This is a genomic window from Leeuwenhoekiella palythoae, assembly GCF_900130045.1.
Lineage (GTDB): Bacteria > Bacteroidota > Bacteroidia > Flavobacteriales > Flavobacteriaceae > Leeuwenhoekiella > Leeuwenhoekiella palythoae.
In genome coordinates this window covers 268652-285824 of sequence record NZ_FQXT01000002.1, presented here as the reverse complement: position 1 = coordinate 285824, position 17173 = coordinate 268652, and the positions used below count along the sequence as shown (strand labels likewise).

The window sequence follows — 17173 nt, the reverse complement described above, 5'->3', positions numbered from 1 at the left end:
TTAATACTGTTTCAATGCTATTCTTTCGCCATTATTGCGGCCTGAAGCCAAAGCGGCTTCAACAATTTGTATATCGCGTAAACCTTCGATTCCCGGAGCGATCATAGGTTTATCATTCATAATCGCAAGCGCGTCATCATCCATCTGGATCGCTTGTTGATTACACTCGCAAGGAGCCAAATACTTACCATCACTCGTGCTTCCGCTTACGCCATTATAACTTTGAAAAGGAGCCAACTCATAATTTCCATCAGCGCAATTCACTTTTAAAAAATTGACATTATCAGCATAGGTCACGCGCCCTTTAGCAGTAATTCCGTTAGGAAATTCAAGATCAAAATACGTGATCTCAGGAGCTCCGTTTAAAAATAGATTGGGTCTTTGCGTCTCGTGTGAAGCAGTGAGCGAAATAGGCTCTAATCCCGTAGCGTATCGCATAGCATTGATAGGGTAAACGCCCATATCATAGATAGCGCCGCCGCCTTTTGCACCATCTAAACGCCAACCACCCGAGCTTCCAATTCTAAAACCGGCTTCGGTATGAACGTTCTGCAACGCACCATACGGATTGATTTCTGCCCAATTGATTATGGTTTGGGTGTTTTGCTCGTGTTGCATACGATATCCTATCGCCAAGCGCACATTATTCTTCTTACAAGCGTCTATGATTTCTTGACACTCACTTACAGTCATCGCCATGGGTTTTTCACAAAACACATGCTTACCAGCGTTTGCAGCCATCACCGCATATTTTTTATGCAAAAATGTAGGAGTAACGATATACACTACATCAATATCTTCATTATTAGCAATTTCAGGAAGCGTTTCATAACTGTAAATATTTTGATCTTTGATGCCGTATTTCTCCTGCCAGACCGGTATTTTTTCCGGACTTCCGGTTACGATTCCGCGTAGTTCAATATGCTTGGTTTGCATAAGGGCAGGAGCCAGATTATTAGTAGCATAACCTCCTAAACCTAAAAGTGCAACACCAAGTTTCATTTGAGGATTTCCATAAGCAAAATGGGGTAGTGGTAAAGTGCTCGCGGCAAGCGCTAGACCGGTAGTTTTGAGAAAGCTGCGTCTGTTTTTCATAAGAATGTTTTGTAGAAAGTTACAGAACAATCTTTTACAAAATTCTTAAAAAGAACGCATTAGTATAATTTTAATAGACTGTAATCATAGCACTTAGCATATAAAAAGGAGATCAAAAATGATCTCCTTTTTTGTGTTTCAACAAGGCTTTTAATCTTCAGTCTCTGTCTCTTCAGCTTCTTTTTTAGCGACAGCGACTTCTTCTGGATCAAAAGGTTTCCCTAAGTAAACCAACTTGGTATTAGCAAAACTTTCAACATCAACCTCATCAAGATTTGACTTTAAAATTTCTAGTTCGCCCGATTCCTTTTTCAGAAAAATAGGAACGATATTTTCATCGGCACGGGTGCTTTTAACCAGTTTAACAAAGGCTTCCTTAGATTCAATATCAATTTCCTGAATAGTAGGGTGTGCCCGCGCGACTTCAGTTAGGCGAATAAAATCATCAGTAGGAGAGAAGAGCCCTTCGTGTGGAGATGCCTGTGGACTTCGCATTTCATCAGGAGTAATAAGTCTGAACGAACCATTTTCTCCAAATATATTTTTAAAGCGATTGATCGCGTATTCATTGATGTCCCCATTACCCGTCAACGCCATTAAATAGCCTACGTCATTCAATTCAATATTATTCATCAAGCTGTCTGAATAAATACTTTCTTCAATAGCTTCGAGGCCACGATCTTTAGCTTTTTCAATATTATAACTATTGCTATCTACAAGCACCACGTGACGCCCATTTTGCATTAAATACTCGCCAATAATTCGTGAGGCTTTAGAAGCACCGATAATGACAATTCCTTTAGATTCTTTAAGGAATACGCCAACAATTTTAGCAAACAACCGGGCTGTAGTAGCATTGAGCAAAACTGTACCCAGCACGATCATAAATACCAAAGGCGTAATATATTCTGCACCTTCAACGCCTTCACTCACCAACTGTAATCCAAAGAGCGATGCAATACCCGCGGCAACAATACCACGTGGTCCCACCCAGCTCACAAAAAGTTTTTCATTAAATTTTAAGCCCGAACCTTTTGCGCTGAGAAAAACTCCAATAGGTCGCAGTACAAAAACCACTACAGCAAATAGTAAGGCTGCCTTCCAGGTGTAAACCAAATACAGATCTTGCATTTCAATATTTGCCGAAAGCAAAATAAAAAGTAGCGAGATCAACAATACACTCAATGATTCTTTAAAGTACAGTAATTCTTTAATGTTAGGAAGTTTCATATTACCCATCACCATACCCATCACCACTACAGAAAGTAATCCACTCTCGTGTGCAAAAAGGTCTGAAAGCACAAAAACACCCAGTACACAGGCTAAGGTAAAAACATTTAATAAATAATGCGGAATGATGTTTCGTTTGATACAAATCGCTAGTGCGTGCGCAAAAGTGAATCCGAAAGTAAAACCAAATAATACAATCTTACCAAACTCTTCAAGCGCTGTAAGGGTAAATTCGCTTCCGGCACCAACGCTAATAAATTCAAATACCAATACCGCCACTAAAGCTCCAATGGGATCAATAAGAATACCTTCCCATTTAAGGATGGCAGAAATATCTTTCTTCAGTGGAATATTACGTAAGATCGGTGTGATCACTGTAGGTCCTGTAACGATGATCAAAGCAGCAAACAAAAACGAGATACGCAGGCTTAGATCAAAAATATAATAGGCCGCAGCCCCAGCACCAAAAAAGGTTACCAGAGAACCAATAATGATCAACTTTGTAATTACTGGACCTACATTTTTTATCTCGCTAAAGCGTAAGGTAAGACCCCCTTCAAAAAGGATGATCCCAATGGCAAGCGATACAAAGTTAAAGAGCCGCTCTCCCGGAAAAATACCTACTTCTCCGTCCCAGATGGGTTCAATCCACTTTGAACCATCGTAGGTAAACAACGTAGAAATAGGCCCCACAAAGAGCCCAATTAAGATTAAGGGTAAGATGGCCGGTATTTTAAATTTCCAGGCGACCCATTGCGCCAAAATACCAAGAATGATGATTCCTCCCAGTTCTAACATGAATTCAATTTTTTTGCTATGATACGGCTTTATTGTATGATGCTAAAGCCCTGACTAGCGATTCTTTGTTAAATATAGCTTAATTACTCGGGGCAAAAAATTTGATTTAACGTGCTTTTAGTAATTTGCAAGACGCGTCTTGATAATCGAGTTTACATTATTTGTCTGCTTTATTAAGCCAGATGAAGTTGAAATTCTTTACCGTGGGACCTGAAGCTAAATGAATCTATTACAAATTTCCTTTAGGAACGTTTTACTCGATAATCGAGATTTAATGCTTCAAAGCCTTACCACAAAGTATTTGACTCAAAACGTTTAAGATTAAAAATTTATGACAATACACGCTATAGATGCCGGCAGTTTTAAGCTTGACGGCGGTGCTATGTTTGGTGTAGTTCCAAAATCATTATGGACGCGCACTAACCCCGCAGATGCTAACAATATGATTGATATTGGCGCACGCTGTATGCTTATTGAAGAAGGTGATCGCCTGATTTTAATAGATACAGGAATGGGAGATAAGCAAAGCGAAAAATTTTTCAGCCATTATCATCCTTGGGGAGGTGCAACTCTTGAAAATTCGTTGCTAGAAAAAGGATTTCATCCAGATGATGTGACCGATGTTTTTCTTACACACTTGCACTTTGATCACAGTGGGGGTTGTATAAAATGGGCTAAAGATGGTAAAACCTTGGTGCCTGTTTTTAAAAATGCAACCTACTGGAGTAATAAAGACCATTGGGAATGGGCGACCAAACCCAACGCTCGTGAGAAAGCCTCCTTTTTAAAAGAAAACATTCTGCCTATTGAAGAAAGTGGTCTGTTGAGATTTGTTGATAGACCTGATACGGCATTTACTGCAACATCGGCGTTAGACTTTGGTATTTTGTTTGTAGATGGTCATACTGATAAACAAATGATTCCGCATATTGAATATCAGGGCAAAACCATTGTATTTGCAGCAGATCTCTTGCCTACCGCAGGACATTTGCCATTGCCGTATGTGATGGGGTTTGATACGCGTCCGCTATTAACACTTGGCGAAAAAGAAAACTTTTTAAAAGATGCTGCTGATAAAAACTATTATTTATGGCTTCAACACGATGCGCACAATCCTATTATTACGGTAAAACACACAGAAAAGGGCGTGCGCTTGAATGAAAAATTTAATATTGCAGATATTCTTTAAACCTGAGGAATTAAAGAATAGTTATAACCCATTTCCTCAGCAACCCGGCAGCAATGCCACAACATAAAATAACTCCTAAATATGAAAAAAATAGTTCTTGCAGCTTTTGGAGCTGCATTGCTTCTCTCAAGTTGTGATTCCACAGCGCCATTAATCAGTATTCCTGCTGAAAATGTAGACCAACTTCCTTTAAAAGTTTCTGAGCTTAACGAAACTCAAGAAAAAGCCTGGCCTACAAAAGATATTACGGCAGATACCATTCCCGGTATGAGTGTAGCTAAAACCTATGATGAGATCATTAAAGGTACCGGATCTTCAGTAATCGTGGCGGTTATAGATAGCGGGGTAGACATTGAGCACGAAGATCTTGACGGAGTGATCTGGACCAATGAAGATGAAATTCCCAATAACGGAATAGACGACGATAAAAATGGCTACATCGATGATGTACATGGATGGAATTTTCTAGGCGACGTTGTAAATGAGCAATTAGAAAAAAGCCGTATTGTTCAAAAATATGATGCACAGTTTAAGGGTAAAACTTTAGATCAAATTCCTGCTGCTCAAAAAGAACTTTTTAAGACTTATACCGAAGCTAAAAAGCAAGTAGAAACTGAAAAAGACGAACTTATTCAGCAAAAAATGCAATACGATCAGATCGTTGCAGCGGTAAAAAGCGCACATACTGCGGTTTCTCAAAAGTTAGGAAAAGAAGATTATACTGCAGAAGAACTTCAGGCTCTTGAAACAACCACCGAAATGGATCAGCGCAACAAGGCTATACTGACTCAGATGCTTAATTATGAAGATTCTATTCCAGAATTTCTGGTAATGATCAACGAGCAGCTAGAAAGTATGACGAATCAAATTAATCACAACTACAATCTTGAGGGTAATTACAGAGCAGTAGTTGGTGATGATCCAGACGACATTAAAGACACTGATTACGGAAATAATAATGTTATAGGTCCTGATCCTGATGCTGCCAGACATGGTACTCACGTAGCCGGTATTATCGCTGCAGAACGTAATAATGGTATTGGTATGGATGGCGTTGCCAACAATGTAAAAATTATGGTAGTACGCGCGGTTCCTGATGGTGATGAGCGCGATAAAGATATTGCTCTTGCTATACGTTATGCTGTAGATAACGGTGCAAAAGTGATCAATACTAGCTTTGGAAAATACTTCGCCACAAATCCTGAATGGGTTTATGACGCTATCAAATACGCAGCAAAAAAGGATGTTTTGATCGTAAACGCTGCAGGTAATGAAGGTATAGATTTAGATACCGGTGACACGGTTTATCCTAATGATCAATTGGATAACGAAACTGAATTTGCAGATAATTTAATTTCTGTAGGTGCACTTAATGAAACCTACGGCGGTAAACTAGTTGCTAGTTTCTCAAACTACGGTAAATCAAACGTTGATGTTTTTGCTCCGGGTGTTCAGATCTATTCAACCGTACCGGGTAATGAATATGAATTTTTGCAAGGAACTTCAATGGCTTCTCCAGAAGTTGCTGGAGTTGCAGCAATGTTGAGATCCTATTTTCCACAATTTAGCGCAGCACAGATCAAACAGATCATCCTGCAAACTGGTGTAAGCACAAACATTCAGGTTTCTGCAGGCGGTGATCCAGAAAACGTAAAATCATTTTCTCAGCTTTCTAAATCAGGAAAAATGGTTAATATGTATAACGCCTTTAAAATGGCCGAATTATCAAGTAAGTAATTAACACTGCTCGAGATACCACATTTCTTGGTGGTTCCAATAATGGGTGTTTCGAGCATTTTTTATCGTTTATTGCGTAAAAACTAAACTAAAATATGAACTTAAAAACTCTAGTAGGTCTTTCAATCTTAGGCTTTTTTAGCTTTGCACAAGCACAAAACAATACTTCATACTGGCAACAACATGTTGATTATACCATGGAGGTTGATATGAATGTTGAAGATTACAATTACACCGGTAAACAAGAATTGGTGTACACTAATAATTCGCCTGATACTCTAGATCAGGTTTTTTATCATCTTTATTTTAATGCTTTTCAACCGGGAAGCGAGATGGATGTGCGTTCTTTAACTATTCAAGATCCTGATCGTCGCGTGGTAGATCGCATTTCAAAATTAGAACCAGATGAGATCGGCTTCTTAAAAGTAAGTACATTGACTCAAGATGGAACCGCACTAACGTACAACGTAGCTGGGACTGTACTTGAAGTAAGTCTTGCAGAGCCTATTGCTCCGGGCGAAAGCACCACCTTCAACATGGATTTTAACGGTCAAGTACCGGTACAGATCAGAAGAAGCGGTCGCAATAATGCCGAAGGAGTAGCCCTGTCTATGACACAGTGGTATCCTAAATTAGCTGAATATGATTTTCAGGGTTGGCACGCAGATCCTTACATCGCACGTGAATTTCATGGCGTTTGGGGAGACTTTGATGTGAAAATCAGCATCGATGCAGACTATACCATTGGTGGTACCGGTTATCTACAAAATCCTGAAATAGGCCATGGATATGGAGCACCTGATCAAAAACCTGTCAAGCCAACAAAAGGAAAATACACCTGGCATTTTGTGGCGCCTAACGTACACGATTTTACTTGGGCAGCTGATCCTGATTATATTCACGATAAAATCACAGCAGAAGACGGTACGATCTTGCATTTCTTTTACAAAGACAACAAGGAAATCATTGAAAACTGGAAAAATCTTCAGCCTAAAACAGCAGAGCTTTTAGCTTTTTATAACAAGCACGTAGGCCAATATCCTTACGATCAGTACTCAGTGATTCAAGGTGGTGATGGTGGTATGGAGTATGCAATGTGTACTTTAATTACCGGTGAACGTAGTTTTGGAAGTTTAGTAGGGGTAACCGCGCACGAATTTGCTCACAGTTGGTTTCAGTTTTTAATGGCTACCAATGAGCAAAAATACGAGTGGATGGATGAAGGTTTTACCACCTACATCTCTACCGAAGCAGAAAATGTGGTAATGGGAGAGAAGAAAGAAAATCCTCAAGCGGGTAATTATTCTTCTTACTTCAGATTAGCAACCAGCGGTATAGAACAACCGCAAACCACCTATGCAGACCGTTATGCACTGAATGCTGCATATGGTGCTTCGGCGTATTCTAAAGGTGCTGTGTTTTTAGCACAATTAGGTTATGTCATTGGTCAGGAGAATTTAGCAAAAACGCTAACAAGATATTTTGATGAATGGCATTTTAAACATCCTACGCCTAACGACTTTAAGCGTGTTGCAGAAAAAGTAAGCGGTATGCAGCTTGACTGGTATTTAGTAGACTGGACAGAAACTACCAATACCATTGATTACGCAATAAAAAACGTTGAAGAAGTTGATGGAAAAACTCAAGTTACTTTAGAGCGTAAAGGCTTAATGCCAATGCCGGTAGATTTCTATATCAACACAACAGATGATGCTACAGAAGCCTATTACATTCCGTTACGTATGATGCGCGCAAGCAAGGTAAATCCGTTTCCTACTATGCCACGCACGCAGTTAGAAGACTGGCCGTGGGCGTACCCAACGTATACTTTTACGATAGACAAGCCGCTTTCTGAAATTAAAGCGATGACTATAGACGCACAACAGTTAATGGCTGACATAGACCGAAGCAACAACAGCTGGTCTAAAGATGCTGAATAAATCTTGAAGCCTAATTCCTTAGGATTATATATCCTTTGGTGATGCCAAAAAAGAAGTAATTAAAGCCGTTTTCACCTTTTGAAAACGGCTTTTTTTATAGGCATTGGCATGCATTGCAGCGTTTTCCCGATATTTAACCTTTCAAATATCAAGCACCCTTTAATGACCACACGCGTATTTGTCTCCATTTTGGTACTGAGTCTTTTCTCTTGTAAACCTTCAACCGAAGATTATAATTTACTCAGTACAGGAATTTCAAGAGAATTAGCCGATTTTAGAAAGCAACAGCTCAGCGATATTGTTTATGATCTCAATTTCTCTATCCCTGAAAAATTAGAAGATTCGATACCCGCCTCTCTAGATCTTACGCTTACCATTCACGATAGTTCTCAACCGCTTTATCTTGATTTTAATGTGGAAAAAGGTCACGTAAGTAATGTTATAGCCAATACCGAAGCCATTGATATTATTCACGAGCAGGAGCATGTGATCATTCCTTCAGAATATTTAAAAGAAGGTAAAAATCATATTGAAATAGCATTTACTGCCGGCGAGCAATCTCTTAACAGAAACGAAGATTTTTTATACACGCTCTTGGTTCCTGATAGGGCAAGTACCTTATTTCCTTGCTTTGATCAACCTAATGTAAAGGCAACTTATAATTTAAGCATCACCGCACCCCAGGATTGGGAAGTTCTGGCCGGAGCACCGGAGCAAGAGCAATCAAAAAATGGAAATTTCATCACGCATACCTTTGCCACTTCAGACTTGATGAGTACCTATTTATTCTCTTTTGTAGCCGGAAAATTTAAAACCGCAACAAAAGATCTTTCAGGATTTGATATGAAGTTACTTTATCGCGAGACAGACAGTACCAAAGTGCAATCTAGTCTTGATCCAATTTTTGAATTGCATAAAGGCGCGGTAGATTATTTAGAGGACTATACTGCATATTCTTTTCCGTTTCAAAAGCTTGATTTTGCTACGATTCCCATTTTTCAATATGGCGGAATGGAGCACGTGGGCGCTATTCAATACCGGGAATCTACCTTGTTTTTAGATCAGACCGCTACCGAAAGTCAGTTGTTAAGCAGAGCCAAACTCATCGCGCATGAAACCTCGCATATGTGGTTTGGCGATTTGGTCACGATGAACTGGTTTAATGATGTTTGGATGAAAGAAGTTTTTGCCAATTTTATGGCAGATAAGATCGTTAATCCCGAATTTCCTGAGGTAAATCACGACTTGCTATTTGTATTGAGTCATTACCCCAGTGCTTATGGTGAAGACCGCACAAAAGGTGCTAACCCCATACGGCAAGAGCTTGATAATTTAAAAAATGCCGGTTCTCTTTACGGCGGAATCATCTATCACAAAGCACCTATTATGATGCGTCAGCTTGAGCTTGCTACGGGTAAAAAAGCTTTTCAAGAAGGTATTCAAGAATACATAAAGACCTATGCTTATGATAATGCTGTGTGGGATGATCTGGTTTCTATTTTAGATACTAAAACAAATTTAGACCTCAAAAAATGGAGTGAAGTCTGGGTTAATCAAAGCAGTCGCCCTGTGTTTTCTGAAGAAATTACCTATGATGCTCAGAATACTATTGAAAAACTTCAACTCATTCAAAGTGCTGAAGACGGAAGTGCTAAAATTTGGCCGCAAACCTTTAAAATTGGGCTTGTATATGCCGACTCTACCCACATACTCACAGCTGCTTTTAAAGAAAAACGCTTACTTCTAGAAGGTGCTCAAGGTTTGCCAAAACCTCAGCAAATTATCTACAATTACGACGGAATGGGTTATGGTATTTTTCCGCAGAAAGATGATTTGCTTCAAAGTCTTCCGCAGGTTCAAGATGAGGTGGCCAGAGGATACAGCTATATCAATGTTCATGAAAATTTATTAAATGCAGGTCTTAATCCTATTTCAGTATTTGAACTGTATAAAAAAGGCTTGGTTAACGAAAAAAATGCATTGATCTTAAACCGAATTAGTAGTCAGATGCAAAATTTATACTGGACCTACCTCACCGATATACAACGCGAATCACATCAGAAAGAGTTGGAAGATCTGGTGTATAATCAGTTGCAGCAAGCGCTTCCGGCGAATATTAAAAAAACATTTTTTGGGCTTTTTGAATCTATTGCCTATTCACCTTCAGGTAAAGACCGCTTATATGCAATATGGAATAAAGAAACACAGATAAATAACCTAAAACTCAACGAAGATGATTATACCGGCATCGCTATGCAACTTGCATTATTTGGGCATGAGCATACCGATATCATTCTCAAAGAAGCTGCAGCCGCCATTACCAATCCTGATAAAAAACGCAGATTTGAGTTTTTACAACCCACACTGTCTTCTGACGAATCTACCCGCGCCAACTTTGTAAACAGTTTACAGGATGCTAAAAACAGAGAGAAAGAATCCTGGGTACTTTCAGCATTAGGTTATATCAATCATCCATTGAGACAAGAAAGTGGTTTAAAACACCTTAAAACGTCTTTAGAATTGCTCGAAGAAATACAACTAACAGGAGATATTTTCTTTCCAAAAAATTGGTTAAATGCTACCATTGGGCGTTATTCTTCAGCAGAAGCATATACCATTAGAGAAAATTATTTAAAAGCACATCCTGACCTCAACAAGGTGCTCAAAAACAAATTATTACAAGCCACTGATGATCTCGAACGTGTGCACGTGATGCAAGCTTCTTTAGAAAATTAAAAAGTTATGGATCAAACTTTCCCTAAAAAGGAGCATTTAAAACGTAAAAAACTGCTGGATAAATTATTTTCCGAAGGTCAAAAGATAAACAGTTATCCGCTGTTATTGTTTTACGTCCCAACGGCTTTGCCAGAAGAACAGGTACCCATACAAGCCGGCGTTTCTGTAGCAAAACGCAATCATAAAAAAGCGGTAACACGCAATAGGTTAAAGCGCTTAATGCGCGAAGTTTATCGAAAAAACAAAACACAGTTTCAAACAAATGATAAGACTTTTGCGTTTATGTTTATCTATACCGGCAAAGAAATAGCTTCTTATACCGAATTAGAAAAAGCCATGTTGAAGCTTATTGCAAAGTTTAATGCTAAAACAGCCGCAACAGATCAAGAGGCCGGTTTTTAAATTTCTTTGCTTTCTTAGTATCTTTCTAAAAGCAATACCTAAAAAATAATTTCTATGAAAAAGCGCATACTCATCTCAGTAACAGCGGTCCTCATTTTATTTACAACCGTAAGTTTTAAAAGTGACTTTTTTGAAATCGCCAAGCAGATAGAAATCTTTACCACTTTGTTCAAAGAGCTCAATATGAATTATGTAGATGAGGTAAATCCGGCGGAGCTAATGGATAGCGCTATTGAAGGAATGCTGGCAGATTTGGATCCTTATACTAAATACTGGACAGAGCAAGAGGTTGAAGATGCGCGTATAAGTAACAGTGGAGAATATACGGGGATTGGCGCTTCGGTGTTAACGCGTAATAAAACCATCACAATTTTAGAAGCTTATAAAGATTATCCTGCTGATAAAGCCGGTTTACAAGCGGGAGATGAGTTGATAAAGATAGGAGATATCAACATCGCAGACTTTGAAGAAGATGCCGGTGATCTGTTACAAGGAGCTCCGGGAACAAGTATTCCTATCACCTACAAACGTCAAGGTAAACTTCAAACCACCAGTCTGACCAGAGAAGAAATTGATATCAACGCGGTGCCGTATTACACGCTTATTGATGGAAAAATAGGGTATGTAGTGCTATCAAAATTTAATAAAAAAGCTTCATCAGAGACTGCTGCAGCCATTAAGGATTTAAAAGAGCAAGGAGCAACTTCGCTTATTTTAGACTTGAGAGGTAATCCCGGCGGACTTTTAACCGAAGCGATAAATGTGAGTAATTTATTTCTTCCGAAGGGTAAATTGATCACCAACACAAAATCGGTTATTGAGAAATACAATCAGGAATATTATACGCCAAAAGAGCCGTTGGATACGGAAATTCCGGTGGCAGTTTTGATCAATGGTCGCAGTGCATCGGCGAGCGAGATTGTATCAGGCTCATTACAAGATTATGATAGAGCAGTGGTGGTGGGTGCACGTAGTTTTGGTAAAGGTTTGGTGCAGCGGCCCAAAGAGCTTACTTACGGCACGCAATTAAAGATCACCATCTCTAGATATTACACCCCAAGTGGTAGATGTATTCAAGCTTTAGATTATTGGAATCGGGATGATAACGGTAATGCGATACGCACAAATGCCGAAGATTACAACGAATTTAAAACGAGTACCGGTCGCAAAGTCTATGATGGCGGCGGAATTTTGCCCGATATTCAAATTGAATCAGCAAGAATGAGCGCGATCACCGAAGCACTACTACGCGATCAGGCGATATTTGATTTTGCTACTGATTATTTTTATAAACATAAGTATAACGACATCTCTGATTTTAAATTCACCAATGCAGATTATACGGCATTTAAAACGTACTTAGACAAGCAAGGTTTTGAGTATCAAACCCAAACTGAAAAAGATCTTGAAGAAGTTTACCTAGACGCATCTAAAGATAATTTACAGGATGATATCAGCAGTGAGTACGCTAACTTAATGCGTACCATTGATGTTGCTAAAAAGGAGCAACTGAATAGAAAAGAACGTGAGATTTCTAAATTGATCATTGACGAACTTGTAAAGCGGTATTTTTATCGCGAAGGTTTGTATGAATATCAACTTTCACACAATGAGGAAATTGAAGAGGCTAAAAAAGTACTCCAAGATCCACAGCGCTATGCAAAAATTCTTAACCGATAGATTTTCAGGGTTATACTTAATTAACCAAAAATCTTTAATATACTATTATTTTACTACAAAATACTACATTTAAGAAATGGTTTAACATTAATAACCAGTTCTTTAACTTTAAATTAGTAGTAATTTAATCGCTATCTCTTATGTTATATGTATGATAACTATAGATAAGGATACCGATAAGAACACAGAAATTTTAGGAACAGCGATAAGCTATTTAGAAGACCGAGGATATGAAAATATCAAAGCCGATACAGACGGTTTTGAGTCTCCTAAATCGTATATCAGACGCGGAAGCGAAGTATCAATCACACCAGATATTGTAGCGGAACGTGATGGCGAAAAACATATTTTTGAACTGAGTTTAAAATCTAAAAAACCTAGACTACTGAAGTCAAAATGGTTATTTTTAGATACTTTGAGTTCGATGAAGAATTTTAAGTTTAAAATCTTTACCACTAGAGGTCATTATAAATTTACCGATGATACCTTGAATAGTATCAATCTTGATATGACTCCGGTGAAGATTTAAACATCCCCAGTTATAAACATATTAAAAGCCGCGTATTGCGGCTTTTTTTATTGGCGGTGGCGAAAGATATAGGATTTCTTAGTCGTTTATTTTTTTATCATACGTATATGCGGAATATCATCTTCTAGATAACCTTCTCCAATTTCTTGAAATCCAAGGTCATTATAAAACTTCTTTAAATAGGTCTGTGCAGACAATTCTATCGTGCTCAGATCTAAGGTATCTTCAATAAAGGCAATAGAAGCTTTCATAATATCTTTTCCAAAACCGTATTGTCTCGCATTTTCTTTTACAACAACGCGACCTATGCTAGCGTTATCAAAATAATATCCGGGTTTAAAAACCCTAGTATAGGCTACCAGTTGCTCCTTATGATAACCTAGAATGTGCATGGCCTTTTGATCTTTACCGTCAACATCTTGATATGGGCAATTTTGTTCTACCACAAATACTTCAGTGCGCAATTGGAGTACTTCGTATAAACTGTTTAAGGTAAGCTCATTAAACGCTTTAATTTCAATAGTCATCATTGGGGTTCTAAGTTTTAGTTTTGTTGCAATATCTAATTTTTAGAGAGAACTTCTTTATCTAGCTTCATATCTTCGAATCCTTTGATGAAAACTTTCAAAAGCTCGCTTTATAGATATGATTAAAGCTCCAAAACAAACCCAAAAAGCAGACTGTTATTAGCGGTTGAACATTAAAAAATAGTAAGCTATCTGATTAAGAATACAATGCAGTTTACAAAACACGTGATAGTGCTCGTTTTCAATAAGTTAACATTTAGTTAACATGACTGTTTATAAGTTGTCGTCAAAAAAGTAAAATGAAAATTGCTTAAATGAGAAAAAATTACAAAGCAGATCTTAAGTAATATCTTGCAAGAAAATCTTGTAGAATTTTCTTTTCAAATTATGAGCATAAAAAGAATTCATTTTTAATAAGTGTTGATAACGTTTTATTCAAAAAATGCATTTAATTCAGGTTATCAACAATTGTTAACAGTGTTTACTAAAAGCTTATAAATCAAGTAAAAGTTGTATTTAAAAGTATGGAATAAAGCGTTAATATCTACCCATAATTAAAAAACCAAATTTTAAGATCCCCAAGTTATACCGCTATTAACAGACTATAATAACCATCAATTTTAATTTAAATTTTTAAAAAAAAAATGATATATATGTATACTGTTGAAAACTGTTTTTGAAGACTATTTTGAATTGGGAAACTTAGCTTACTCTACTTGAAATGTATTTATAATAAAAAAGGAACCCTTTTTAGAGTTCCTTTAGTACTTTTAAAAGTGATTGATTGTATTAAAAAATTGAATTGACGTAGGATAAAACAGCTACGAATCCTAGGATGAATATTCCTATAAAGAGCAGTGCTATTCTATAGCGTTTCAATTTAAACGTTTTCATAAAGAAAAGTTTTGATTAATGAATAGAACAAAATTAAGGTTTTTTTAACAAAAACAATTGTTTTGAAATTAAATCTTGGTCATGTTACTGTTAAATATGTATTTGTTTGATAATGAAATACTAAGATTAACTAAAAGTTCACCTAAACACGACTTATGTTAATACGATTAACGCTAATTTTGCACTAATTAATAAAAGCATTTGATGCCAAATAAAAAGAGAAGAAGAAGATCAAATACTCAAATCGGTGATCTCACTCAAAAGATTTTAAAAATTTTAAAAAGAGAACCCGGTAAATTATTCAATCATAAACAAATTGCGGCTAAACTTCAAGTGGATGACCCCAACAGCCGTAACGAGATCGTAAAAAAGCTCTCACAACTTACTGCAAAAAAACATATCGAAGAGAAAGAGCGTGGCAAATACAGCTTTAACGCGACCTCTCATTATCATACAGGAACACTAGATGCTACATCTCGTGGAGATGGTTATGTTGTTGTAGAAGGAATGGAACAGGATATTTATATTCCTAAGAACAACATGAATAAGGCTTTGCACGGTGATACGGTAAAAGTATATGTTTACAAACAACGCCGAAGCAAAAAGCACGAAGGGGAGATTGTAGAAATTCTGGAACGCAAAACAGACGAATTCGTAGGTGTAGTGCAGATGCAAAAGAACTTTGCTTTTGTAAATACTTCCGCAGAAGGAAAAATGCGTACCGATATTTTTGTTCCGAAGAATAAATTGAATGGAGCACAGGATGGTGAAAAAGTGCTCGTAAAGATTGAAGATTGGCCGGAGAAAGCAGATTCGCCCTTCGGAAAAGTTATTAAAGTACTGGGCTTACCAGGCGAACATAATACAGAAATTCATTCTATTTTAGCGCAGTACGGCTTGCCCCATGATTTCCCTGAAGAGGTTGAAGCCTATGCTAATAACATTGATACAAGCATAAAAGCAGAGGAGATTGCTAAGCGTCGCGACATGCGGGAGGTGCTCACATTTACTATTGATCCTAAAGATGCAAAGGATTTTGATGATGCGTTGAGTTTTCAGGTTTTAGAAAATGGAAACTACGAGGTAGGAATTCACATTGCAGATGTTTCGCACTATGTTATTCCGGGAACTATATTGGATGAGGAGGCGTATGAACGTGCGACTTCGGTGTATTTGGTAGATCGCGTAGTGCCTATGCTACCCGAGATCTTATCTAATAACGCTTGTTCGTTACGACCTAACGAAGAGAAATATACCTTTTCTGCAGTATTTGAATTAGACAAATCTTCGGGTAAAGTTAAAAAGCAATGGTTTGGGCGCACAGTAACTTATAGTGATGCACGATTTGCTTATGAAGAAGCGCAACAAATCATAGAAACCAGAGAAGGATTGATTCCTGAGGACATTTCGCTTACCGGAAAGTCATATAACGTAGATCCTGCTATTGTAAAAGCTACTTTAGAACTAGACAGAATCGCAAAAATTATGCGTAGGCAACGTATGAAAGATGGTGCGATTTCTTTTGATAAAGTGGAAGTAAAATTTGAACTCGATCAAGAGAATGATCCGGTTGGAGTTTTCTTTAAAACTTCAAAAGATGCTAATAAGCTAATTGAAGAATTTATGCTTTTAGCCAATAGAAAAGTAGCTGAGTTTATAGGAAAGCAATCCCCAAAGAAAACATTTGTTTATCGTATTCACGACGAACCCAATGACGAGAAGCTTGCAGCTTTGCAAACCATCGCAGGTCGTTTTGGTTATAAAATGAATCTTAAAGATAGAAAAAGTACAACCGCTTCTTTAAATAACCTTCTTACTGATGTTGTTGGTAAAAAAGAACAGAACCTGATAGACACACTTGCTATTCGTACGATGAGCAAAGCGGTATATAGTACAGACAATATTGGACACTATGGGTTGGCTTTTGAGTATTATACGCATTTTACTTCGCCAATACGCCGTTATCCTGATTTAATGGTACATCGCCTTTTACAGCATTATCTAGATCAAGGTAAATCTGCTTCAGAAGAAGAATACGAATCTAAATGTAAACATAGTAGCGATATGGAATATCTGGCTACTAGTGCTGAGCGCGATTCTATCAAGTATATGCAAGTGAAGTTTATGCAAGATCATAAAGATGAAACCTTTTTAGGTGTGATTTCCGGAGTAACCGAATGGGGTATTTATGTAGAGATCATAGACAATAAATGTGAGGGGATGATTCGTTTAAGAGACATTAAAGGCGATCATTTTGATTTTGATCAGGAGAAATATGCTATTGTAGGTCGCAAAACCGGAGCCACGATTACTCTTGGGGACGAGGTTTATGTAAAAGTAAAAGAAGCAGATCTTGTTAAAAAACACTTGGATTTTACTTTGGTTGACGTTAAAGAGGCGATTCAATAAGATAGCT

The 17173-nt window shown here is 37.7% G+C and carries 11 protein-coding genes; 8 read left to right on the top strand and 3 right to left on the bottom strand.

The window, feature by feature from the left end; genetic code table 11:
• Both BUA96_RS04785 and BUA96_RS04780 read right to left on the bottom strand, forming a co-directional pair.
• Entirely contained in the window at nucleotides 1-1095 is a 1095-nt protein-coding gene (locus BUA96_RS04785; RefSeq protein WP_072980965.1) for a Gfo/Idh/MocA family protein, read from the bottom strand.
• 150 nt (nucleotides 1096-1245) lie between these two features.
• The gene (locus BUA96_RS04780; RefSeq protein WP_072980963.1) at nucleotides 1246-3123 is read right to left on the bottom strand and encodes a cation:proton antiporter; all 1878 of its coding nucleotides are present in this window, start codon (nucleotides 3121-3123) and stop codon (nucleotides 1246-1248) included.
• Nucleotides 3124-3454: 331 nt separating this feature from the next.
• Here BUA96_RS04780 and BUA96_RS04775 point away from each other — a divergent pair, with 331 nt between their 5' ends.
• From BUA96_RS04775 to BUA96_RS04745, 7 genes are all read left to right on the top strand, one after another.
• Nucleotides 3455-4312 carry an MBL fold metallo-hydrolase gene (locus BUA96_RS04775; RefSeq protein ID WP_072980961.1) on the top strand — a complete coding sequence of 286 codons (858 nt, stop codon included), beginning with the start codon at nucleotides 3455-3457 and terminating at the stop codon, nucleotides 4310-4312.
• Nucleotides 4313-4393: 81 nt separating this feature from the next.
• Complete coding sequence (locus BUA96_RS04770; RefSeq protein ID WP_072980958.1) at nucleotides 4394-6049, top strand: S8 family peptidase; 1656 nt, start codon at nucleotides 4394-4396, stop codon at nucleotides 6047-6049.
• Nucleotides 6050-6144: 95 nt separating this feature from the next.
• Nucleotides 6145-7989 carry a M1 family metallopeptidase gene (locus BUA96_RS04765; protein WP_072980956.1) on the top strand — a complete coding sequence of 615 codons (1845 nt, stop codon included), beginning with the start codon at nucleotides 6145-6147 and terminating at the stop codon, nucleotides 7987-7989.
• Between the two features lie 162 nt (nucleotides 7990-8151).
• On the top strand, nucleotides 8152-10725 hold the full coding sequence (locus BUA96_RS04760) for a M1 family metallopeptidase (protein WP_072980954.1): 2574 nt from the start codon (nucleotides 8152-8154) through the stop codon (nucleotides 10723-10725).
• 6 nt (nucleotides 10726-10731) lie between these two features.
• The gene (gene rnpA, locus BUA96_RS04755) at nucleotides 10732-11127 is read left to right on the top strand and encodes a ribonuclease P protein component (RefSeq protein WP_072980953.1); all 396 of its coding nucleotides are present in this window, start codon (nucleotides 10732-10734) and stop codon (nucleotides 11125-11127) included.
• A gap of 54 nt (nucleotides 11128-11181) precedes the next feature.
• Nucleotides 11182-12807 (top strand): S41 family peptidase, encoded by a 1626-nt coding sequence (locus tag BUA96_RS04750; RefSeq protein ID WP_072980951.1) that lies wholly within the window; start codon nucleotides 11182-11184, stop codon nucleotides 12805-12807.
• Between the two features lie 151 nt (nucleotides 12808-12958).
• Entirely contained in the window at nucleotides 12959-13336 is a 378-nt protein-coding gene (locus BUA96_RS04745; protein WP_072980949.1) for a hypothetical protein, read from the top strand.
• Between the two features lie 86 nt (nucleotides 13337-13422).
• Here BUA96_RS04745 and BUA96_RS04740 read toward each other — a convergent pair whose 3' ends face one another.
• Complete coding sequence (locus tag BUA96_RS04740; RefSeq protein WP_072980947.1) at nucleotides 13423-13863, bottom strand: GNAT family N-acetyltransferase; 441 nt, start codon at nucleotides 13861-13863, stop codon at nucleotides 13423-13425.
• 1098 nt (nucleotides 13864-14961) lie between these two features.
• Here BUA96_RS04740 and rnr point away from each other — a divergent pair.
• On the top strand, nucleotides 14962-17166 hold the full coding sequence (rnr, locus tag BUA96_RS04735) for a ribonuclease R (protein WP_072980945.1): 2205 nt from the start codon (nucleotides 14962-14964) through the stop codon (nucleotides 17164-17166).
• Nucleotides 17167-17173: the final 7 nt, after the last annotated feature.